The organism is Paenibacillus sp. FSL W8-1187, from assembly GCF_037965485.1.
GTDB classification, from domain to species: Bacteria; Bacillota; Bacilli; order Paenibacillales; family Paenibacillaceae; genus Paenibacillus_O; species Paenibacillus_O pasadenensis.
Genome location: NZ_CP150181.1, coordinates 287,501 through 308,246 on the forward strand (window position 1 = coordinate 287,501; position 20,746 = coordinate 308,246).

The 20,746-nt window shown below is 63.5% G+C and carries 19 protein-coding genes, 6 tRNA genes and 1 rRNA gene (1 of these 26 only partly in view); 25 read left to right on the top strand and 1 reads right to left on the bottom strand.

The features are described 5' to 3' along the window. The 9 genes from NYE40_RS01320 to ugpC all read left to right on the top strand — a co-directional run. A 23S ribosomal RNA gene (locus NYE40_RS01320) occupies window positions 1-541 on the top strand (it extends 2,401 nt beyond the left edge of the window). A gap of 139 nt (window positions 542-680) precedes the next feature. Beyond that, a tRNA-Met gene (locus tag NYE40_RS01325) sits at window positions 681-757 on the top strand. A gap of 7 nt (window positions 758-764) precedes the next feature. Beyond that, window positions 765-840: transfer RNA gene (locus tag NYE40_RS01330), tRNA-Val, on the top strand. Window positions 841-849: 9 nt separating this feature from the next. Then, a tRNA-Asp gene (locus NYE40_RS01335) sits at window positions 850-926 on the top strand. 17 nt (window positions 927-943) lie between these two features. Next, window positions 944-1,019 (top strand) — tRNA-Phe (locus tag NYE40_RS01340). Window positions 1,020-1,064: 45 nt separating this feature from the next. After that, window positions 1,065-1,150, top strand: a tRNA-Tyr gene (locus tag NYE40_RS01345). A 12-nt stretch (window positions 1,151-1,162) separates the two neighbouring features. Further along, window positions 1,163-1,238 (top strand) — tRNA-Lys (locus tag NYE40_RS01350). A 145-nt stretch (window positions 1,239-1,383) separates the two neighbouring features. After that, window positions 1,384-2,484, top strand: coding sequence for a helix-turn-helix domain-containing protein (locus NYE40_RS01355; protein WP_339279203.1), 1,101 nt, complete (start codon window positions 1,384-1,386; stop codon window positions 2,482-2,484). A 108-nt stretch (window positions 2,485-2,592) separates the two neighbouring features. After that, window positions 2,593-3,714: a sn-glycerol-3-phosphate ABC transporter ATP-binding protein UgpC gene (ugpC, locus tag NYE40_RS01360; protein ID WP_028599276.1), complete on the top strand. Its 1,122-nt coding sequence runs from the start codon at window positions 2,593-2,595 to the stop codon at window positions 3,712-3,714. Between the two features lie 96 nt (window positions 3,715-3,810). Here the strand turns inward: ugpC and nagZ are convergent, their stop codons facing one another. After that, window positions 3,811-5,280, bottom strand: coding sequence for a beta-N-acetylhexosaminidase (gene nagZ, locus NYE40_RS01365; RefSeq protein ID WP_339279204.1), 1,470 nt, complete (start codon window positions 5,278-5,280; stop codon window positions 3,811-3,813). 251 nt (window positions 5,281-5,531) lie between these two features. Between nagZ and hprK the strand changes: the two genes are divergently transcribed. From hprK to NYE40_RS01445, 16 genes are all read left to right on the top strand, one after another. Further along, window positions 5,532-6,470: an HPr(Ser) kinase/phosphatase gene (gene hprK / locus NYE40_RS01370; RefSeq protein WP_028599277.1), complete on the top strand. Its 939-nt coding sequence runs from the start codon at window positions 5,532-5,534 to the stop codon at window positions 6,468-6,470. Between the two features lie 24 nt (window positions 6,471-6,494). Further along, window positions 6,495-7,520 carry a prolipoprotein diacylglyceryl transferase gene (gene lgt, locus NYE40_RS01375; protein ID WP_052333327.1) on the top strand — a complete coding sequence of 342 codons (1,026 nt, stop codon included), beginning with the start codon at window positions 6,495-6,497 and terminating at the stop codon, window positions 7,518-7,520. Beyond that, window positions 7,489-8,151, top strand: coding sequence for a pyrophosphatase PpaX (gene ppaX / locus NYE40_RS01380; protein ID WP_101808357.1), 663 nt, complete (start codon window positions 7,489-7,491; stop codon window positions 8,149-8,151). The genes lgt and ppaX overlap by 32 nt, the downstream gene beginning before the upstream one ends. Then, window positions 8,148-8,642, top strand: a complete 495-nt coding sequence (locus NYE40_RS01385) for an acyltransferase (protein ID WP_028599279.1) — start codon at window positions 8,148-8,150, stop codon at window positions 8,640-8,642. Before ppaX ends, NYE40_RS01385 begins: the two co-directional genes overlap by 4 nt. A gap of 87 nt (window positions 8,643-8,729) precedes the next feature. Then, complete coding sequence (locus tag NYE40_RS01390) at window positions 8,730-9,842, top strand: polysaccharide deacetylase family protein (protein WP_101808358.1); 1,113 nt, start codon at window positions 8,730-8,732, stop codon at window positions 9,840-9,842. Window positions 9,843-10,028: 186 nt separating this feature from the next. Further along, a complete protein-coding gene (locus tag NYE40_RS01395; protein WP_101808359.1) occupies window positions 10,029-11,309 on the top strand; it encodes an ATP phosphoribosyltransferase regulatory subunit in 1,281 nt (426 codons plus the stop codon). Next, window positions 11,306-11,953, top strand: a complete 648-nt coding sequence (hisG, locus tag NYE40_RS01400) for an ATP phosphoribosyltransferase (RefSeq protein ID WP_101808360.1) — start codon at window positions 11,306-11,308, stop codon at window positions 11,951-11,953. Before NYE40_RS01395 ends, hisG begins: the two co-directional genes overlap by 4 nt. A 28-nt stretch (window positions 11,954-11,981) precedes the next feature. Then, entirely contained in the window at window positions 11,982-13,310 is a 1,329-nt protein-coding gene (gene hisD / locus NYE40_RS01405; protein ID WP_101808361.1) for a histidinol dehydrogenase, read from the top strand. A 2-nt stretch (window positions 13,311-13,312) separates the two neighbouring features. Beyond that, a complete protein-coding gene (gene hisB, locus NYE40_RS01410; protein WP_101808362.1) occupies window positions 13,313-13,924 on the top strand; it encodes an imidazoleglycerol-phosphate dehydratase HisB in 612 nt (203 codons plus the stop codon). Window position 13,925: 1 nt separating this feature from the next. Next, the gene (gene hisH, locus NYE40_RS01415) at window positions 13,926-14,558 is read left to right on the top strand and encodes an imidazole glycerol phosphate synthase subunit HisH (protein ID WP_153782580.1); all 633 of its coding nucleotides are present in this window, start codon (window positions 13,926-13,928) and stop codon (window positions 14,556-14,558) included. A gap of 28 nt (window positions 14,559-14,586) precedes the next feature. After that, on the top strand, window positions 14,587-15,342 hold the full coding sequence (gene hisA, locus NYE40_RS01420; protein WP_028599284.1) for a 1-(5-phosphoribosyl)-5-[(5-phosphoribosylamino)methylideneamino]imidazole-4-carboxamide isomerase: 756 nt from the start codon (window positions 14,587-14,589) through the stop codon (window positions 15,340-15,342). A gap of 18 nt (window positions 15,343-15,360) precedes the next feature. Next, window positions 15,361-16,119 (top strand): imidazole glycerol phosphate synthase subunit HisF, encoded by a 759-nt coding sequence (gene hisF, locus NYE40_RS01425; RefSeq protein ID WP_339279205.1) that lies wholly within the window; start codon window positions 15,361-15,363, stop codon window positions 16,117-16,119. Continuing rightward, the gene (gene hisIE / locus NYE40_RS01430) at window positions 16,116-16,835 is read left to right on the top strand and encodes a bifunctional phosphoribosyl-AMP cyclohydrolase/phosphoribosyl-ATP diphosphatase HisIE (protein WP_339279206.1); all 720 of its coding nucleotides are present in this window, start codon (window positions 16,116-16,118) and stop codon (window positions 16,833-16,835) included. Before hisF ends, hisIE begins: the two co-directional genes overlap by 4 nt. 92 nt (window positions 16,836-16,927) lie before the next feature. Further along, complete coding sequence (gene hisJ, locus NYE40_RS01435; RefSeq protein ID WP_153784632.1) at window positions 16,928-17,734, top strand: histidinol-phosphatase HisJ; 807 nt, start codon at window positions 16,928-16,930, stop codon at window positions 17,732-17,734. Between the two features lie 95 nt (window positions 17,735-17,829). Next, complete coding sequence (locus NYE40_RS01440) at window positions 17,830-18,780, top strand: ribose-phosphate pyrophosphokinase (protein ID WP_028599288.1); 951 nt, start codon at window positions 17,830-17,832, stop codon at window positions 18,778-18,780. Between the two features lie 155 nt (window positions 18,781-18,935). Next, window positions 18,936-20,654 (top strand): tetratricopeptide repeat protein, encoded by a 1,719-nt coding sequence (locus NYE40_RS01445; protein ID WP_339279207.1) that lies wholly within the window; start codon window positions 18,936-18,938, stop codon window positions 20,652-20,654. Window positions 20,655-20,746: the final 92 nt, after the last annotated feature.

The window sequence follows — 20,746 nt, forward strand, 5'->3', positions numbered from 1 at the left end:
GAGACCAACAAGTCGAGCAGGGACGAAAGTCGGGCTTAGTGATCCGGTGGTACCGAATGGAAGGGCCATCGCTCAACGGATAAAAGCTACCCTGGGGATAACAGGCTTATCTCCCCCAAGAGTCCACATCGACGGGGAGGTTTGGCACCTCGATGTCGGCTCATCGCATCCTGGGGCTGAAGTAGGTCCCAAGGGTTGGGCTGTTCGCCCATTAAAGCGGTACGCGAGCTGGGTTCAGAACGTCGTGAGACAGTTCGGTCCCTATCTGTCGTGGGCGTAGGAAATTTGAGAGGAGCTGTCCTTAGTACGAGAGGACCGGGATGGACGTACCGCTGGTGTACCAGTTGTTCCGCCAGGAGCACCGCTGGGTAGCTACGTACGGACGGGATAAGCGCTGAAAGCATCTAAGCGCGAAGCCCCCCTCAAGATGAGATTTCCCAGTATGTAAGACCCCTGGAAGACGACCAGGTCGATAGGCTCGAGGTGGAAGCGCGGCAACGTGTGCAGCTGACGAGTACTAATCGGTCGAGGGCTTATCCTATTCAAGCAAGAACAGCCGGTCAGCACGGCATTTCGTTCGATCCAGTTTTCAGGGCGCAAGCTCGTTTTGCTTCACGGACTAGTGCCGGAGAGCAGGACAAGTTGTGCAGGCATTTGGCGATGCCTGACCTGACACATGTGGCGGCATAGCTCAGCTGGCTAGAGCGTACGGTTCATACCCGTGAGGTCGGGGGTTCGATCCCCTCTGCCGCTACCACTTATACGGAAGCTTAGCTCAGCTGGGAGAGCATCTGCCTTACAAGCAGAGGGTCGGGGGTTCGATCCCCTCAGCTTCCACCATTATCGCCTGGAGCTGTGGTGTAGAGGCCTAACATGCCTGCCTGTCACGCAGGAGACCGCGGGTTCGAATCCCGTCAGCTCCGCCATTTTTTCAATCGTATACGGCTCGGTAGCTCAGTTGGTAGAGCAAAGGACTGAAAATCCTTGTGTCGGCGGTTCGATTCCGTCCCGAGCCACCATTGGTTTTCTAAGTGAGCTTCAATGGCGCATCTTAGAGCAAATGTGGAGGGCTAGCGAAGTGGCCAAACGCAGCAGACTGTAAATCTGTTCTCTGACGAGTTCGGTGGTTCGAATCCATCGCCCTCCACCACTTCATCTTCAAGAGCCATTAGCTCAGTTGGTAGAGCACCTGACTTTTAATCAGGGTGTCGAAGGTTCGAGTCCTTCATGGCTCACCAGTTTTATCGATCCAAGCCCAGACCTTGTCTGGGCTTTTTTTGTCGTTCTCCCGCAAGCGGCTGGCGATGCGCGTTGGAAGAGGCGCTCTGCTTCATGGTACACTTGGGTCATAGCTCATCCAAAGACAGGAACAGGAGATGACACATGGCATCGGCAGACTGGCTGGAAGAACTGAGGCATATCCTGGACGCGGATCTGCAGCTTCGCGCCTATAAGCCGGGGCAGTGGCAGGAGCTGGAGACGCTGGCGGACGAAGACCCGGAGCTGTTCCGGCAGCTGCCGGGTGGCGCGGTAGCGGTGCAAGGGACAGCAGACGCGCAACGGGCGGACGTGCTGGAGATCCGGCGAGCGAGGCCGCTCGGCCATACCGAGCTGCGCCTGATCGGCTGGATGCTGGGAGCGATGAAGGCCGGCAAAGCCGCGCCTGCGGCGCCGACCGGAGTCGAGAAGCAGGCGGCGTCTCTCGGAGCCTGGATCATGGAGCAGCTGGAGAGGCCGCAAGCGGAGATGCTGCCGGAGGCGCTCACGATGGGCGGCCGGCTGTATGCCGACATGATTCCTTTCCTGCTCATCCGAGAATATCACGGACTCGTCGACGAGCCGTACGCCGAGCTGGAGAAGCTGCTGCGCTCCTTCTTCGAGGAAGAGATCATCCTGCTGCCGCTGCAGCGCAACGAGTGGCTTATCCTGAGCCCGACTGCGCCTTTGAGCGACTCTTTGCTGGATTCGGGGGAAGAGGAGGAATCGGAAGAGGAGAGCCTGCGCTCGATCGGACTTGGCCTGCATGACATGCTGGCAAGCGAGTGGCTCGGCGAATGCCATATCGCAATCGCTTTTCCGATCCAGCCGTCCAAGTCGATCGTCGAGACGACCGCCCTGCTGCGGGAAACGGTGCAGCTCGGACGCCGCTTCCAGATCGGGTCGAGCGTGCACCTGCCCTGGGAGCTCCACCTCGAGCGGCTGCTCAGCGCGATCCCCGAAGGAGACCGCGCGCGGTTCGTGGAGCAGGCGTTCAGCCGCTCCGACTACTATGTGGAGCCGGAAATCATGACGACGCTGGAGACGTTCTTTTCGCTCGACTGCAACGTGAGCGAGACGGCAAAAAAGCTGTACATTCACCGGAATACGCTTCTGTACCGGCTGGACAAGCTCAAGCAGGAGACCGGGCTCGATGTGAGGCTGTTCCGGGACGCAGTCATGGTCAAGGTCATTCTGCTATTGTATAAAGTTACGAAAAGACCCTGATTTTTTTGTAGGAGTTGTGCATAGTCACACGCTTACATTTTCGGTTAAGATGGATCTACAAGAGGAACAGCAGGAACTCACCATCACTCACATAGGGGGAAAACGAACATGGCAGGCGTACGTTTAGAGCATGTTTACAAGAAATACCCTGGATCCGACAACGCATCGGTCAAGGACATCAACCTCGACATCAAGGACAAGGAATTCCTCGTTCTGGTCGGTCCGTCCGGCTGCGGCAAATCCACGACTCTTCGTATGATCGCTGGCCTTGAAGAAATCTCCGAGGGCAAGCTGTTCATCGGCGACCGCCTCGTGAACGACGTCGCTCCGAAAGACCGCGACATCGCGATGGTATTCCAATCCTATGCCCTGTACCCGCACATGAACGTGTACCAGAACATGGCCTTCGGCCTGAAGCTGCGCAAGTTCAAAAAAGCGGATATCGATAAGCGCGTGCGCGAAGCCGCGAAAATTCTCGACATCGAGCATCTGCTCGATCGCAAGCCGAAGGCGCTCTCCGGCGGTCAACGCCAGCGTGTCGCCCTGGGCCGCGCCATCGTCCGCGAACCGCAAGTGTTCCTGATGGACGAACCGCTCTCCAACCTTGACGCCAAGCTGCGCGGCCAGATGCGCGCTGAGATCAGCAAGCTGACGAAGCGTCTGGAAACGACCACGATCTACGTAACCCATGACCAGATCGAGGCCATGACGATGGGCGACCGCATCGTCGTCATGAAGGACGGCATCATCCAGCAAAACGCAACTCCGGAGGAGCTGTACAACCATCCGGTGAACATCTTCGTCGCTGGCTTCATCGGCGCTCCTGCCATGAACTTCATCACGGGCACGCTGAACGAAGTCGCCGGCGCCCTGCGCTTCAAAGCTCCAGGCGTGGACGTCGTCCTGCCGGAAGGCAAAGCTCAAGCGCTCCGCGACAAGGGCTTCTCCGGCAAAGAGGTTGTTCTCGGCGTGCGTCCGGAAGACCTGCATGAAGAGCCGGTATTCCTGGAAGCATCCCCGAACAGCATCGTTACGGCGAACATCGAAGTTGCCGAGAACCTGGGCCATGAGATGTACCTGTACCTGAACGGCATCGGCAACGATACGGTCATCGCTCGCGTAGACGGACGCTCCGGCATGCGCGACGGCACGACGGTCAAGCTGGCGCTGGACATGAACAAAGTCCACATCTTCGACAAAGCGACCGAGCTGAACCTGTTCGAGAACTAATTCAACGAACGACAAAGGCGATCCCATCCGGGATCGCCTTTTTTTTTACGCTTGGAGCTGCTGTCGATGCGGGATGGGATGGGCCCGCGCCGGGCTTCAGGGAGCCGTGCCGAACGGCGCGAGAGCCGCTTCGACCTGCCCGTTCAGCCGTTTCAGCGAAGGGACGGCGGTTGGCGCATCATCGAGCTTGTAACGAAGCTTCAGCGCGAGGATGCGGTATACGCTGTCGTTCAGCCTTCGGGTCGAAACCGTCCCGTCCTGGACGGCTTTTTGCAAAGCGGCGAAGACGAGCTTCGCCTGCTGCGGATCGTGGCAGACGAGCACGAGATCTCCGCCTGCAGCGACGAACCGCACCGCGGCATCGCCGAGATCATAGTTGTCCGTGATCGCGCCCATCGTCATGTCGTCGCTGACGACGAGGCCGTCGAATTCAAGCTTGCCGCGCAGCAAGCCGCCGATGATCGAGCTGGATAGAGACGCCGGCCAGTCGGGATCGAGCTTGGGCAGCAGAATATGGGCAACCATGACGGCGTCCGTCCCCTTCTCGATGGCGGCTTCGAACGGCGCCAGCTCTATTTTGGTCAGGCGGCTCAAATCATGGGTCAAGACAGGAAGCTGCTTATGCGAGTCGACGGCTGTATCGCCATGTCCCGGGAAATGCTTGACGACGCCGAGGATGCCTGCCTCCTGATGGGCTTTCAGCTCGGCGATGCCTAGCTTGGCGACCAACTCGGGGCTGCCGCCGAACGAGCGGTCGCCGATGACCGGATTGTCGGGATTGCTGTTCACGTCCAGCACGGGAGCGAAGTTGACGTTGAAGCCGAACGCCTTTACCCGCTCGGCCAGCTGCTTGCCTACCGCCCGAGCATAGTCGACGTCGCCGCTTTGACCGACTGCTCCGCTTGCCGGCAAGCGGGTCATGGAAGCGGGAAAGCGGGTCACGCGGCCGCCCTCCTCATCGACGCCGAGGAACAGCGGCTGCCCGCCGGCCTGACGATTGATCTTCTTGAGCTCGTTGAGCAGCGACACGGTGCTCGAGATCGTCTCCATATTGCGCCGGAACAGGATGAAGCCCCCGGCCTGGCGCTGCTCGATGAGGCGGGCGACGGCTTGATCCGGCGCGCTGCCGTCGATGCCGGCGACGAGCAGCTGTCCGATCTTTTCCTCCGGGGCCATCCGCAGCACCTGATCCGCGAGCTGCTTTCGCTGCGGCTCGGACAGGCCGGAGATGCGAGGCCAGACATGCGCGGGAACGGCGGGCGAAACCGAATTGGCGTAGGAAGCGGGAGCGGACGTATCGGCGACGGGAGCGGGAATCGATTCGGCGGACGAAGCAGAGGCAGCGCCGGCAGCGGACGGCAGCGCGGGCTTGGCAGGAGCCGTAAAGGCGGCGACGGCGGCGGATGCCGGCGCGAGGGCGGTGACGGCTGCCGTCAGCGCGTCGGGCGAGTCCGACGGCCGGGATGACGCGTAGGCCAAGGGAAGCGTCGCCGCAGCGGAAAGCAGCAGGCAAGCGGCAAGACGTCCCGGCCGCAAGCGGGACGGCGACTTTCGTTTTGATCTCATGGGGCAGCACCTCCGCAGGGACAAGGAATGGACGGTCCGGACGATCCGCTTGAAAAGATGGACGACAAGCGCTTCCAAAAGGTTTCTCCGGCGAGGATCGGGAATCCTTCCGAAATCAGGAAAAGCCGCATGGGCCGCTACGTTGCGCCGAAAGCGGATTTCCATTAGGATGGAACTAACAGCCAAGGAGCAATGAACCACCACTATTCCTACATAAGTCTTGCAGAAGGAATCGATACAGGGAGGCTTCCATGCCTAAAAAAGTAAAGGTATCTGAATTGATCCAGCCGTTCCAGCTGGAAATCCTGGCCGGCGAGGACGGACTGAAGCGCTTCATCACGACGGATGATCTGTACCGGCCCGCTCTTGAAATGGCCGGCTATTTTCATTATTACCCGAAAGAGCGCGTTCAACTGCTCGGCAAGACCGAGCTTGCCTTCATCGAGACGCTGGGCAGCGAGGAGCGGCGCGAGCGGCTGGAGCGGCTCTGCCATGACGAGACGCCATGCATCTTGCTGACGCGCGGGCTGGAGCCTCCGACGGAGCTGCTGGAGCAGGCGACGGAGAAGCAGATTCCGGTGCTGCGCAGCCAGATTTCGACGACGATCTTCTCGAGCCGGCTGACGAACTTCCTGGAGCGCCGCCTCGCGCCGACGACGACGATCCACGGCGTGCTCGTCGACGTCTACGGGATGGGCATCCTCATCACCGGGGGCAGCGGCATCGGCAAGAGCGAGACGGCGCTCGAGCTCGTCAAGCGCGGCCATCGGCTCGTCGCGGACGACGCGGTGGAGATCCGCCAGACGTCGGACGGCCAGCTGCACGGCACCGCGCCGGAGCTGATCCGCCATCTGCTGGAAATCCGCGGCCTCGGCATCATCAACGTGATGACGCTGTTCGGGGCAGGGGCGATCCGCAACAACAAGCGCATCAGCGTCGTCATCCGCCTCGAGAACTGGCAGCCGGACAAGCAGTACGACCGGCTCGGACTGGACGAGGAGACGACGCGCATCATCGAGACCGACGTGCCGCTCGTCACCGTGCCGGTCCGGCCGGGACGCAACCTGGCGGTCATCATCGAGGTGGCGGCGATGAACTACCGGCTCAAGCGCATGGGCTACAACGCGGCGCTGCAGTTCACGAACAAGCTGACCGAGACGATCGCCGACGATATGGACGATTACGAATAATAGAACGGAAAGAGGTCTGTCTGGATGACGCCTATCAGCCTGCTCATTGACCCTATCGCTTTCAAGCTGGGACCGATCACGGTCCATTGGTACGGCATCATTCTCGGGCTCGGCGCGCTCGCCGGCCTGGTGCTGGCCATCCGGGAGGGCAAGCGCTTCGGGCTTTCCTCCGATTTCTTCATGGACATCCTGCTGCTCGGAGTGCCGTCGGCGATCCTCGCGGCGAGGGCGTACTTCGTCCTGTTCAAGTGGGACTACTATCGCGAGCACCCCGGCGAGATCCTCGCCATCTGGAACGGCGGCATCGCCATCTACGGCGCGCTGATCGGCGCCGTCATCAGCGCGGTCATCTACTGCCGCGTCAAAGGCTACAGCTTCTGGAGAATCGCCGACATTTGCGCGCCGTCGCTGCTGATCGGGCAGATCATCGGGCGCTGGGGCAACTTCGTCAATCAGGAAGCCTACGGCGGGCCGGTGACCAAGCGCTTCCTCACCGGAGAGCTGCATCTGCCGGACTGGATCGTAAACCAGATGTATGTCGAGAAGGACGGCCTGTTCCATCATCCGACGTTCCTGTACGAGTCGCTGTGGAACGTGCTCGGCATCGTGCTGATCTTCGTGCTGCGCCGCCGTCCATGGGTGCGCGCCGGCGAGATGTTCTTCACCTATCTGATCTGGTATTCGATCGGCCGCTTCTTCGTCGAGGGGCTGCGCACGGACAGCCTGGCGTTCCAGGGACCGGCTTGGCTCGCCTCGCTGATGGATGCGCTCTGGTCGCCGATGACGGCGATGTTCCAGGCCGGATTCCTCGACCCGAACTACGGAAACGTCCGCAGCTCGCAGCTGATCGCGGTGCTGACCGTGCTCGCCTGCGCGATCCTGATCGCGGTGCGGCGCAAGGCGGGCTGGTCCTCGGAGCGCTACAGCGACCCGATCCTCAACCGCAAGACCGGCCTGCCGGCCGGAGCGGAATCCGAGACGGCGCCTGCCGTCTCTGCCAAAGGCAAGGAGAATCAAGATGACCCGCAAAATCAAAACCCTACTGTTTGACCTCGACGGCACGATCCTGGATACGAACGAGCTTATCATCCGCAGCTTCCTGCACGCGCTGCAAGGCGTCGCGCCGGAAGGCTTCGGGCGGGAGCAGATGATTCCGCATATGGGACTGCCGCTGCTCGACCAGATGAACTTCTTTTCCGGACTGGCCGATGCCTCGCATCTGATCCCGATCTACCGCGAAATGAACCTGCGGCTGCACGATGATCTCGTGAAGCCGTTCCCCCATACGCTCGAGGTGCTGCAACGCCTCAAGCAAGAGGGCTTCCAGCTCGGCGTCGTCACGACGAAGATCCGCCTGACGACCGACAAGGGCCTCAAGCTGACGGGGCTGTTCGACCTGATGGACGCCATCGTCACGATGGATGACGTGACGCGGCCGAAGCCGGATCCGGAGCCGGTACGGCTGGCGATGGAGCAGCTCGGCGCGGATCCGGCCGCGACGTTCATGGTCGGCGACAGCGCGGTCGACATGCAGTCCGCCATTGAAGCCGGCGCGGTGCCGATCGGCGTCGCCTGGTCGCTCAAGGGCGAGCAGCTGCTCCGCGAATACGGGGCGCAGCATGTGCTGCAGGATATGAGGGACCTGTATGCGCTGGTCGGACTGGAGCCGAGCCCCGCGTGAGGCGGGTGGAGCGATATCCGACCGAGGGGCCGAACGCGCTGTGGCAGGTGTATCGGACCGTCAGCCGCTTCAAGGCCGTGCGCAATTTCGCGGCGATCCAGGTTTCCCGATACTGTCCGTCGCTTCCGGTCAAGAACTGGATCTACCGGAACGTGCTCGGCATGAAGGTCGGGCGGACGACTTCGTTCGCGCTCATGGTCATGGTCGATGTCTTTTTCCCGGAGCGGATCACCGTCGGAGACAACTGCATCATCGGCTACAACACGACAATCCTGACGCATGAATACCTCATCCGGGAATACCGGCTCGGCGATGTCGTCATCGGCAACGACGTCATGATCGGAGCCAACACGACGATCCTGCCGGGCGTAACGATCGGGGACGGAGCGGTCGTCGCAGCCGGTTCGGTCGTGCACCGGGACGTGCCTGCAGGAGCGTTCGTCGGGGGCAACCCGGCGCGTCCGATCGAACGGAATAAAAGGGATGTATAAGGGAATCGTTTCAACCAGGGAGAAACCTTTTGCGAAAGCGGATCGTCAGGGAGATGGATTCGCTGAGGCAAGAGGAGGACAATCAATATGGATCGGACCGGCCGCTTCGCGCTGCTGACCGCGCTGCTTGCCGCCGCTGTTCTCGCCACGGGCTTGGCGGGAGCGGCCTTTTCGTATAAAGACAGAATTCCGATGCTCGGAAAGCTGCTCGGGCCGCAAGGCGAGCCCGTCTTGTATCAAGGATTGAAGTCGGAGCCGGATACGCCGGACGGCCGCTACTATCGGAACAAGGTGCTCGTGCTGATGATCCACGATGTCGCGCCCGCTCCGGCCGACGACAAGGCGCTCGCGCTGGACAAGCTGGACCGGCAGCTGACGCTGCTCCGGGCGAACAACTTTCATGTCATCTCGATGGACGAATACAAGCGCTTCATCCGCCGCAAAGGGCCGGTGCCCGACAATGCCGTGCTGCTGACGTTCGACGACGGCTACGAGTCGTTCTACCGCTATGCGTATCCGCTGCTGCTCAAGCATGGCGTCACGGCGACGAACTTCCTGATCGCGAGCACGATCGGCGATGCGAGGCGCGACGGCGTCGCCAAGCTGAGCTGGGAGCAGGTGCGGGAGATGAAGCGGGGCGGAATGGAGTTCTACAGCCATTCCTTCAACTCCCACGCTTACGCGCCGGAGGCGGCGCTGGGCGGCGGACAGACCGCGCTGCTGGCCGGCCGCGTTTTCGTCCCGAGGCTGGGAAGACGGGAGACCGAGCGCGAGTACGAGCGCAGGATCGCAAGCGATGTGCGCCAGGCCAATGCGGTGCTGCGCGAGAAGCTCGGCGTCCGCAACGACGTGCTGGCTTTTCCTTACGGGGCCTTCTCCCAGCCGCTGCTGCGCGCGTGCCGCAAGGAAGGGATCGACGTGACGCTGACCGTCAAGCCGGGACTCAACGGTCCCGGCCAGCACAACGGCTACCGGCTCAACGCCGGCGGAGCCGACAATGATCCGGCGCTGCAGATCGCGCTCATGAAGCATGCGGAGGAGCGGCTCGGCCATGTCCGGTACGAGCGGCCGAGCTTGATCTATATGCTGCTGCTGCTGCCGCTCGTCTGCCTGCTGCTCGGCGCCCTGTGGCTGCGCAGCGCGTGGGAGCTGGCCGTAGAGCTGCGGCTGCGATCGCGGATGCGGCGAGACCCGATGTAGCAAGAAGGAGCGGAAGTCGGCACGAGCCGCCTCTGCCGGCAACCGCCGGACGGAGGCGGCTTAACGCAGGTTGACGGATGCGGAGCGTTCGTGATAGTATAACCCATACCTTTACTTTGGCAGTATGGTAACATGGTAGTACATTAACGCGTTAAAGTGATGCGCGTCTTTATAGGAGATTGGATCATGTCGAAACCGAAGGTGTTTGAAAAGCCGGTCGGCGTCAAGGACTACTTGCCGCTGGCCGTGTCGAAGCTGCGCCAGATCGAGCGCAGCGTGCTCAACTGCATGGCCGGCTGGGGCTACGAGCAGATCATGACGCCGACGCTGGAGTATTACGATACGGTCGGCGTCGCGAGCTCGACGTCGGATCAGCGGCTGTTCAAGCTGCTCAACAACCGCGGCACGACGCTCGTGCTGCGCTCGGACATGACGGCGCCGATCGCGCGCGTCGTCTCCTCCTTGCTGCGGGAGCACGAGTTCCCGCTGCGGCTGTCGTACCATGCGAGCGTCTTTCGCGCGTTCGAGAACGAGGCGGGGCGGGACGCGGAGTTTTTCCAGACGGGCGTGGAGCTGGTCGGAGACGCTTCCGCCGAGGCCGATGCGGAGGTGATCGCGCTGGCGATCGCCTCGCTGCAGGCGGCGGGCGTGCAGCGGTTCCGGATGGCGGTCGGCCATGTCGGCTTCCTCAACGGGCTGCTGGAGGAGCTGCTGCCGGGCCGGGAGAGCGATCAGGGCCGGCTCAAGGACTATCTGCTGAATCGCGACCATGTCGGCTATCGCGACGAGCTGCGCCGGCTCGGCCTCTCCGAGAGCGTGCGCCGGGAGCTCGAAGGGCTGCTGCGCCTGCGCGGCGGACGCGCGGCATGCGAGCAGGCGCTGGAGCTGAGCGCCAACGAGACGGCGCGCAGCGCGATCGGCCATCTGTGCGGAGTGTGGGACGCGCTGGAGGCGTACGGCGTGAGCGAGCATGTGCTGATCGATCTGACGATGATCGGCGACTTCTCCTATTATACGGGCATGACGTTCGAGGGCTATGCTTCGGATCTCGGGTTCCCGGTCGTGGCGGGCGGACGGTACGACAATCTGCTGCAGCAGTTCGGCCGGCCCGCGCCGGCGACGGGCTTCGCGATCAAGACGACGCGCGTGCTCGAGCTGGTCGGAGAGGAGAGCGAGCCGCAGCGGCGCATTCTGATCGGCTACGACGCCGCCTCGCGCGAGCGGGCGCTGGCCGAGGCGGGCCGCCTGCGCGGCGAGGGCGCCGTCGTCGTGACGGCGCTGCTGGAGGCGCCAGGCGTGGCCCATGGCGCGCAGGCGCGAGCAGCCGGCGCAGCCGCAGGAGAGCGGCTGGAGCGCAAGGCGCGGCGGCTGCCGGATGGAGAGTCGGTCCGTTATGGCGGGCAGACCTACGGGGTTTTTGTTCCTTTTTTCAACGATGAAGAGGCAGGAGAGGGGGCGGGACGATGAGCGGAGAGCCGACGAAGGACATTCTCAAGGTGGCGATGCCCAAGGGCCGCATCTACAAGCAGGCGTCCCGCCTCTTCCGCGAGGCGGGCTTGCTGATCCAGGAGGACCTGGAGGATACGCGCAAGCTGATCATCGAGGTGCCGGACGCGCGGATGGAGTTCATCATGGCCAAGCCGGTCGACGTGCCGACCTATGTGGAGTACGGCGTGGCGGATATCGGAGTCGTCGGCAAGGACGTGCTGATGGAGGAAAACAAGGACGTCTACGAGCTGCTCGACCTCGGCATCGCGCCGTGCCGCATGTCGGTCATCGGACTGCCGGACTGGAAGCCGGTCATGAACCCGCGCGTGGCGACCAAGTATCCGAACGTCGCTTCGCAGTACTTCCGCGAGCGCGGCCAGCAGGTGGAGGTCATCAAGCTGAACGGCTCGATCGAGCTGGCGCCGCTGATCGGCCTCGCCGACCGGATCGTCGACATGGTCGAGACCGGACAGACGCTGCGCGACAACGGGCTCGTGGAGATGGAGCCGATGTTCGGCGTGACGAGCCGCCTGATCGCCAACCGCGTCAGCTACCGGATGAAGAACGACCGCATCCAGTCGCTGTGCGACCGGCTGCAGGCGACGCTGTCGGCGCGGGTCTAGAGTCGAGGAAGGAAAGGGGAGACGGACGATGCGGATCATGCGAGCGGAGCAGTTCAAGCTGAGCCGGGAGGTCGAATACGGCACGCCGGAGCAGAACGAGTCAGTGCGGCAGACGGTCGAGGCGCTGCGGACGCGCGGGGACGAGGCGCTGCTGGAGCTGACGGAGCGCTTCGACGGCGTGCGGCTGAGCGCGGCGCAGCTGCGCGTCGGCGAGGCGGAGATCCAGGCGGCGTACAGCCAGGTCGAGCCGGACTTTCTGGAGGCGCTGCGCCAGGCGGCGGCCAACATCCGCGCCTATCACGAGCGGCAGAAGCGCCAGTCGTGGATGGACGTGCAGCCGGACGGCACGATGCTCGGGCAGGTGATCCGGCCGCTGAAGCGCGTCGGGGTCTACGTGCCGGGAGGCAAGGCGGCGTATCCGTCGTCGGTGCTGATGAACGTCATCCCCGCCCAGGTGGCGGGCGTGCCGGAGATCGTCATGGTCACGCCGCCGGCGACCGGGGGCAAGCCGGGCATCGACCCGTACATCCTCGTCGCGGCGGCCGAGGCCGGCGTCAAGGAGATGTACCGCATCGGCGGCGCGCAGGCGGTGGCGGCGCTGGCCTACGGCACGGAGACGATCCCGCCGGTCGACAAGATTACGGGACCGGGCAACATCTATGTGGCGCTGGCCAAGCGCGCCGTCTACGGGGCGGTCGACATCGACAGCCTGGCCGGGCCGAGCGAGATCGCGGTGCTGGCCGACGAGACGGCCGATCCGGCTTATGTGGCGGCGGACCTGCTGTCGCAGGCGGAGCATGACGAGATGGCGTCGAGCCTGTTGATCACGCCTTCGGCCGCGCTGGCCGAAGCGGTCGCGGCCGAGGTGGAGCGCCAGCTCCCGCTGCTGCCGCGGGCGGCGATCGCGCGCGAGTCGATCGACCGGCACGGCGCCGCGTTGCTTGTCGACTCGCTGCAGGCGGGCGTCGACGTCGTCAACCGGCTGGCGCCGGAGCATTTGGAGATCATGACGGACGATCCGATGGGGCTGCTCGGCTCGATCGAGAACGCCGGCGCGATTTTCCTCGGGCCGTACAGCTCGGAGCCGGTCGGCGACTACTTCGCCGGTCCGAACCACATCATCCCGACCAACGGCACGGCGCGCTTCAGCTCGCCGGTGAACGTGGACGACTTCATCAAGAAGTCGAGCCTCATCTCGTACAGCCGCGAGGCGCTGCTGCGGGACGGAGCGCAGATCATGACGCTCGCCCGCCACGAGGGGCTGGAGGGCCATGCCCGCGCGATCGGGGCGCGGCTGGACAAGGAAGCGGCCGCAGGCGCGGCCGGACTTCAATCGACAGAAGGAAAGAGGGCATAGAGATGGCGACTGGGGACAACGGGCGGGAGCTCCGCCGCGCCGAGGTGGCGCGCAAGACGAACGAGACGGACATCAAGCTGGCGTTCGCCGTGGACGGCACGGGCGTATCGGAGATCGAGACGGATGTGCCGTTCCTGAACCATATGCTGGACCTGTTCACGAAGCACGGCCAGTTCGACCTCAAGGTCGACGCCCGCGGCGACGTGGACATCGACGACCACCATACGGTGGAGGACATCGGCATCTGCCTCGGCCAGACGCTGGCGGAGGCGCTCGGCGACAAGCGCGGCATCAAGCGGTACGCCAGCGTGTTCGTGCCGATGGACGAGGCGCTCGCGCAGGTCGTCATCGACCTGAGCAACCGGCCGCATTTCGAATATCGGGCCGAGTATCCGTCCCAGCAGGTCGGCAGCTTCTCCACGGAGCTCGTCCACGAGTTCCTCTGGAAGCTGGCGCTCGAGGGGCGCTTCACGCTGCATGTCATCGTGCACTACGGCAAAAATACGCATCACATGATCGAAGCGGTGTTCAAGGCGCTCGGTCGCGCGCTCGACGAGGCGACCTCGATCGACCCTCGCGTGCAGGGCGTGCCGTCGACCAAGGGAGTGCTCTAGCATGAGCGCGATCGCGGTCATCGACTACGGGCTCGGCAATCTGCACAGCGTCAGCAAGGCGGTGGAGCGGCTCGGCTGCGAGGCGCTTGTGACGTCGGACCTGGCGGAGATTCTGAGCGCGGACGGGGCGATCCTGCCCGGCGTCGGCGCGTTCGGCGACGCGATGGCATTCCTGCGCGAGACCGGCATGGACGAGGCGACGCGCGCGTTCGCCGCATCCGGCAAGCCGCTGCTCGGCATCTGCCTCGGCATGCAGCTGCTGTTCGACGAGGGCGAGGAGCACGGTCCGCATCAAGGACTGGGGCTGCTGCCGGGCCGCGTCGTGCGCTTCCGGGGCGAGTACAAGATTCCGCACATGGGCTGGAACCGGCTGCAGTTCCGGCAGGAGAGCCCGCTGCTGGAGGGGCTGGAGGAGGGGCATGTGTACTTCGTGCATTCCTACCACGCGCTGCCGGCGGAGCCGTCGGATCTGATCGCGGTGACGGACTATCATCAGCCGGTGACGGCGATCGTCGGCCGCGGCAACGTGACGGGGATGCAGTTCCACCCCGAGAAGAGCGGCGAGCTCGGCATGAGCCTGCTGCGCAACTTCCTAAGGCTGGCCGGCGCGCCGGCGGCAAGCGACAACCGATAGGGCGAGAGGCCCGCTTGGAGGAAAAGACATGACCACATTCACGATCTATCCCGCGATCGACATCCGCGGCGGCAAGGCGGTCCGGCTCGTGCAGGGCGACTACGCCCAGGAGACCGTCTACAACGACAGTCCGGTGCAGGCGGCCCGCGACTGGGAGGCGCAAGGCGCGTCCTGGATCCATCTCGTCGATCTCGACGGCGCCAAGGCCGGCCATCCCGTGAACGCCGAGCTGATCGGCGAGATCGCGCGCTCGGTGTCCGTGCCGGTGCAGCTCGGCGGCGGCCTGCGCACGGAGGAGGACGTCGAGCGCCTGCTGTCGCTCGGCGTCTCGCGCGTCATCCTCGGCACGGCGGCGATCGAGGACCGCGCGTTCGTCGAGCGCGTGCTGGCGCGGCATGGCGGCCGCGTGGCGATCGGCATCGACGCCAAGGACGGGTATGTGGCGACGCGCGGCTGGCTGGAGACGAGCGAGGTCAAGGCCGAGGAGCTGGCCCGGGAGCTGGCGGCCAAAGGCGCGGAGACGTTCATCTTCACCGACATTTCCCGCGACGGCATGATGCAGGGGCCGAACGTGGAGGCGATCCGCTCGCTGGCCGCGTATTCGGGAGCGGACGTCATCGCATCGGGCGGCGTCAGCCGGATCGAGGATCTGCGCACGCTGGTCGAGCATGCGGGAGAAGGCATCCGCGGCGCGATCGTCGGCAAGGCGCTGTACACCGGCGCGATCTCGCTCGCGGAAGCGGTGCGGGAGCTGGAGCCGCAAGGCCGGCGTCAGGGAATCTAGCGAAAGAAGGTCGAGCCTATGCTGGCTAAACGAATCATCCCTTGCCTGGACGTGAAGGACGGACGCGTCGTCAAAGGCGTCAATTTCGTCAATCTGCGGGACGCCGGCGATCCGGTCGAGCTCGCCTCGCTCTATGACCGCGAGGGGGCCGACGAGCTCGTGTTCCTCGACATCTCCGCCTCGGTCGAAGGGCGGGCGACGATGATCGAGGTCGTGCGCCGCACGGCGGGCGAGATCACGATCCCGTTCACGGTCGGCGGCGGCATCTCGCAGACCGACGACATGAAGCGCATCCTGCGCGCGGGCGCGGACAAGATCGGCATCAACACGGCGGCGGTGCTGAATCCGCAGCTCATCTCGGACGGCGCGCGCCGCTTCGGCTCGCAGTGCATCGTCGTCGCGGTGGACGCCCGCTTCAACCCGGAATGGGGCGAGTGGGAGGTCTACACGCATGGCGGACGCAAGCCGACGGGGCAGCGGGCGCTGGAGTGGGTGCGCCGCGCCGAGGAGCTCGGCGCCGGCGAGCTGCTGCTGACGAGCATGGACGCGGACGGCACCAAGGACGGCTTCGACCTCGCGCTGACGCGCGCGGTGTCGCAGTCGGTCGGCATTCCGGTCATCGCCTCGGGCGGCGCGGGACGCAAGGAGCATTTCGGCGAGGTATTCCGGGAAGCAGGCGCGGACGCGGGACTGGCGGCGACGATTTTCCACTACAAGGAAATGACGATCGCCGAGGTCAAGGACGAGCTGCGGCGGGAAGGAGTGGCGGTGCGATGAGCAAGGATCTTCAGGCGTCAGGCGAGCTCGAGCTCGGGCTCGAGCTCGAGCTCGACCTGAGCCGCATCAGGTACGACGCGGCCGGGCTCGTGCCGGCCGTCGTGCAGGACGCGCTCACCAAGGAAGTGCTCATGCTCGCCTACATGAGCGAGGAATCGCTGCGCCTCTCGCTGGAGAGCGGCGAGACGTGGTACTGGAGCCGCTCCCGCCAGGAGCTGTGGCATAAAGGCGCGACGAGCGGACATACGCAGCGCATCCGCTCGATCCGCTACGACTGCGACGGCGACACGCTGCTCGTGCGCGTCGAGCAGCAGGGACCGGCCTGCCATACCGGCGCGTACAGCTGCTTCCACAACCCGCTGCCGGTCGCGGGCGGAGAGGCGGCAGCGGAAGCGGCGACCGGCGACCGCTTCGCGATGCTCGGCGAGCTGGAGGGCACAATCGCCCAGCGGTACGCGGAGCGGCCGGACGGCGCGTATACGACGTACCTGTTCGAAAAGGGGCTCGACAAGATCCTCAAGAAGTTCGGCGAGGAGAGCATCGAGGTCGTCGTCGCCGCCAAGAACGGCGACAACGAGGAGCTTCGCGCGGAGGCGGGCGACCTGCTGTTCCACCTCATGGTGCTGCTTCGCGAGCGCGGCTTGCCGCTGGACGACGTCATGGCCGTGCTTCGCGAGCGCCACGGCCAGCCGACGACGAACAGGATGAATAGGTAGCGAGTTCCGGGAGATGCCGGAACGAGAGCGCTGAGCAGCGAGCTATCCCATAGCGAGAAGCGCCTAGCGGCGAAAGGAGCCCATCCATGACGATCCGCATCGACTACCATACCCATCACGAGCGCTGCGGCCATGCCGTCGGCACGCTGGAGGACTATGTGCGCCAAGGCATCCGCAGCGGCCTCGCGCAGATCGGCCTGTCCGACCACATGCCGCTGCTGCATGTCAGGCCGGAGGACTATTTCCCCGAGATGGCCATGCCGATGGAGGAGCTTCCCCGCTACGTCGAGGAGGTGCTCGAGCTGCGGGAGAAATACTGCGGCCAGATCGACATCCGCCTCGGACTCGAGGGCGACTACATCGAGGGCTGCGAGGAGCAGATCCGAGCGATCATCGAAGCGTATCCGTGGGATTACGTCATCGGATCGGTCCATTTCCTCGGGACATGGGACATCACCGACTTCCGGCAGACGGCTGGCTGGGAAGGCCGCGACCGGCTGCAGGTATACGAGCAGTACTACGACGCCGTCATCAAGGCGGCGCGCACCGGCTTTTACGACTACATCGGTCATATCGACGTCATCAAGCGCTTCGGCTACGCGCCGGAGCAGGACGTGGCGCATCTGGAGGATGCCGCGCTGCAAGCGGTCGCGGACGCCGGCATGGCGATCGAGCTCAACGCCTCCGGGCTGCGCATGCCGTGCGCGGAGATGTTCCCGGGACCGCGCATGCTGAGGCGCGCGCATGAGCTCGGCATCCCGGTCACGATCGGCTCCGACTGCCACCAGCCGGAGCGGCTCGAGCAGTACCTGCCCGAAGCGCGCGAGGCGCTGCGCCAGGCCGGCTACACGCAGCTGCTCACGTTCAAGGAGCGCAAGCGCTTCCCGATTCCTTTTTGAAATCTGCGGCTCAGGATGTATAATAGATGTGTCGAACACGCAGAGCTTTAGCAGGATGATGTCAAATTTTTGGTTGGAACGCTCAGGAGGGTATCATGTTTAGCGACAAGTTGCGAATTTTTTCGGGTTCCTCGAACCCGGAGCTGGCGAGGAAGATCAGCGCGGAGCTGGGGCTGCCGCTTGGGGCGATCACGATCTCCCGGTTCAAGAGCGGAGAAGTCTACTGCCACTATGAGGAGACGATCCGGAACTGCCACGTATTCCTGGTGCAGTCGTTCTCCCATCCGATCAACGAGAACCTCGTGGAGCTGCTCGTCATGATCGATGCCGCCAAGCGCGCGTCGGCCAAGACGATCAACATCATCATGCCGTACTACGGCTATGCGCGCCAGGAACGCAAATCCGCGCCGCGCGAACCGATCTCGGCCAAGATGCTGGCGGACATTCTGACGACCGTCGGGGCGACCCGCATCATCACGATCGACCTTCACGCTCCGGCTATCCAAGGCTTCTTCAACATCCCGGTGGACCATCTGACGGCGCTGGACCTCATCAGCGATCATCTCAAGAGCAAAAACATCAAGAATCCCGTTGTCGTTTCCCCTGATGCCGGACGAGCTTCCACGGCGGAGAAGCTGGCCAACTACCTGGATTCGCCTTTCGCTATCATGATCAAGAAACGCCCGGCCCACAACGAGTCCGTCATCACCCACGTCATCGGCGACGTCGAGGGCCAGACCCCGATCATCATCGAGGATCTGATCGACACCGGCACGACGATCGTCAACGTTGTCGAAGGACTGAAGGAGCGCGGCGCCGAAGACGTCTACGTCTGCGCGACGCATCCGCTGTTCTCGGGCAACGCCTTGCAGAAGCTGGACCATCCGCTCATCAAGGAAGTCGTCGTGACCGACTCCATCGCGCTGCCGGACATTCGTTCGGACCGCTTCAAGGTGCTCTCCGTCGCTCCGATGCTGGCGGACGCCACCAAGATCATCATGCAGGGCGGCTCGATCAGCACCCTGTTCAAAAATGCCGGCATCTGACCGGCCAACCTGCTCTTCCGAAGAACGGAAGGCCACTCGCGGCCTTCCGTTTTTTGACGTTTTCGTTCCTTATTTTCTACCGTGTTAAGCGTTACACGTTATGGTATAATCATGTGCATTCGATTTTAACGGAATCAGAGGAGGTGCCTTGGCGGGTGAAAGAGGACAACAGGGCGGCTGCGGACCAGGCAGCGAAGATTATACCGATCCAATGGGACGCGACGTTCTTCTTCGAGCGCGCAGTGCGCTCGATGGACCGCTATCATTACGACAAGGCGCTGAAATATTTCCGCAAGGCCGTGGAATACGAGCCGGACAATCCGGTCAACCATTGCAATCTGGCCGGAATCCTGTCGGAGACGGGCCAGTACGAGGAATCCAATCGGATCCTGATCGAGATTTTGGAGACGCTGGATCCGTCCATGACGGAATGCTTCTTTTATATGGCCAACAATTACGCCAACATGGAGCAGTATGACAAGGCCGAGCACGCCCTGCTGCGTTATCTCGAGGAGGACGAGGAAGGGCATTACCTCGACGACGCCGAGGAGATGATGGAGCTGCTTCAGTACGAGCTGAAGCGCCCGGCGCCGGCCGTAACGATCAAGGCTCGCCAGGGAACGGCGGAGCATGACCGCGCCCGCTCTCTGCTGGAAGAGGGCCGATTCGCCCAAGCGGCCAAGCTGCTGGAATCGATTTTGGAGCGGACGCCGGATTTCATGGCGGCGCGCAACAATCTCGCCTTGGCCTACTATTATATGGGCCGTCTCGACCGCGCGATGGAGACGATCCGGGAGGCGCTGGAGCAGGAGGAGGGCAACCTTCACGCCCTGTGCAACCTGGCGATCTTCTATCAGCATGCGGACGATCGGGAGCGGCTGGAGCCGCTGACCGATCGGCTGCGCCGGACCGTGCCCTTCCATCAGGAGCATATGTTCAAGCTGGCGACGACGATGGGCATTCTCGGCGAGCATGAATGCGCCTTGCGCCATTTCCGCCGGCTGCTGAAGGGGGAATCGGGAGAGCATGAGGCTTCGCTCTACCATTATGCGGCTGTAGCGGCCGTGCATTCCGGTCGGCTGGACGAGGCGCGGCGGTTCTGGCAGCAGGCGGCGCGCCTCGATCCCGAGTCCGATGTGGCCCGGTATTACCTCGAGCAGCTGCCGATGCTGCGCGGGCAGGAAGAGCGGATGACGGCGAGCTACCATTACCACCTGCCCTTCGAGGAGCAGTTCCAGACATGGGAACGGACGCCGGAAGCGATGCCCGAAGGGATGAGCAGCAATCCGCTCGTGCGCTCCTCGTTTTTCTGGGCGCTGCGCCACGGCGACAGCAAGACGAAGCTGCAGGTCATCCAGGCCTTCGCCGCGATCGGCGACGGAGAGGTGCAGGAAGCGCTGCGGGCGTTTCTGCTGGAGCCGGACGAGGAGGACGATCTGAAGCGCATCGCGCTGTTCGTCCTGCGCAAGCTCGGTGTCGAGGAGCCGGTGCCCGCCGTCTTGTCGGGACGCCGCCGGATGCTCGGCTCGGTGGCCGAGACGGCGTTCGAGGACGGCAGCCCGCTGCCGGATTGGGAGCCGAGCTGGCAGATCGTGCTCGATACCGCTTTCCGCCATATGGGGAAAGAGTACGGCCTGCTGCAGCAGTACGATCTGATGAAGCTCTGGCTCGACTACCTCGTCCGGGTGTATCCGGACGTGCCGCGCATGGCCAAGCCGGAGAGCTGGTCGGCCGCGCTTGAATATTTGACCGCCAAGCAGCATCGCCGGACGGTTTCTTATCAGGAGGTGGCGGAGCGCTACGGCGCGTCCGCGGCGACCGTGAGCAAGCATGCCAAGCGCATTGATGAGATTTGCGGCCATTGGGAAAAGTAACGGATGAACGTTTTATGAAGAATACGCCGCCGCTTTTGACGGATCGCCTCGCTTTGGATTAGAATAATTATAATCAAGCAGGCAACAAGGAG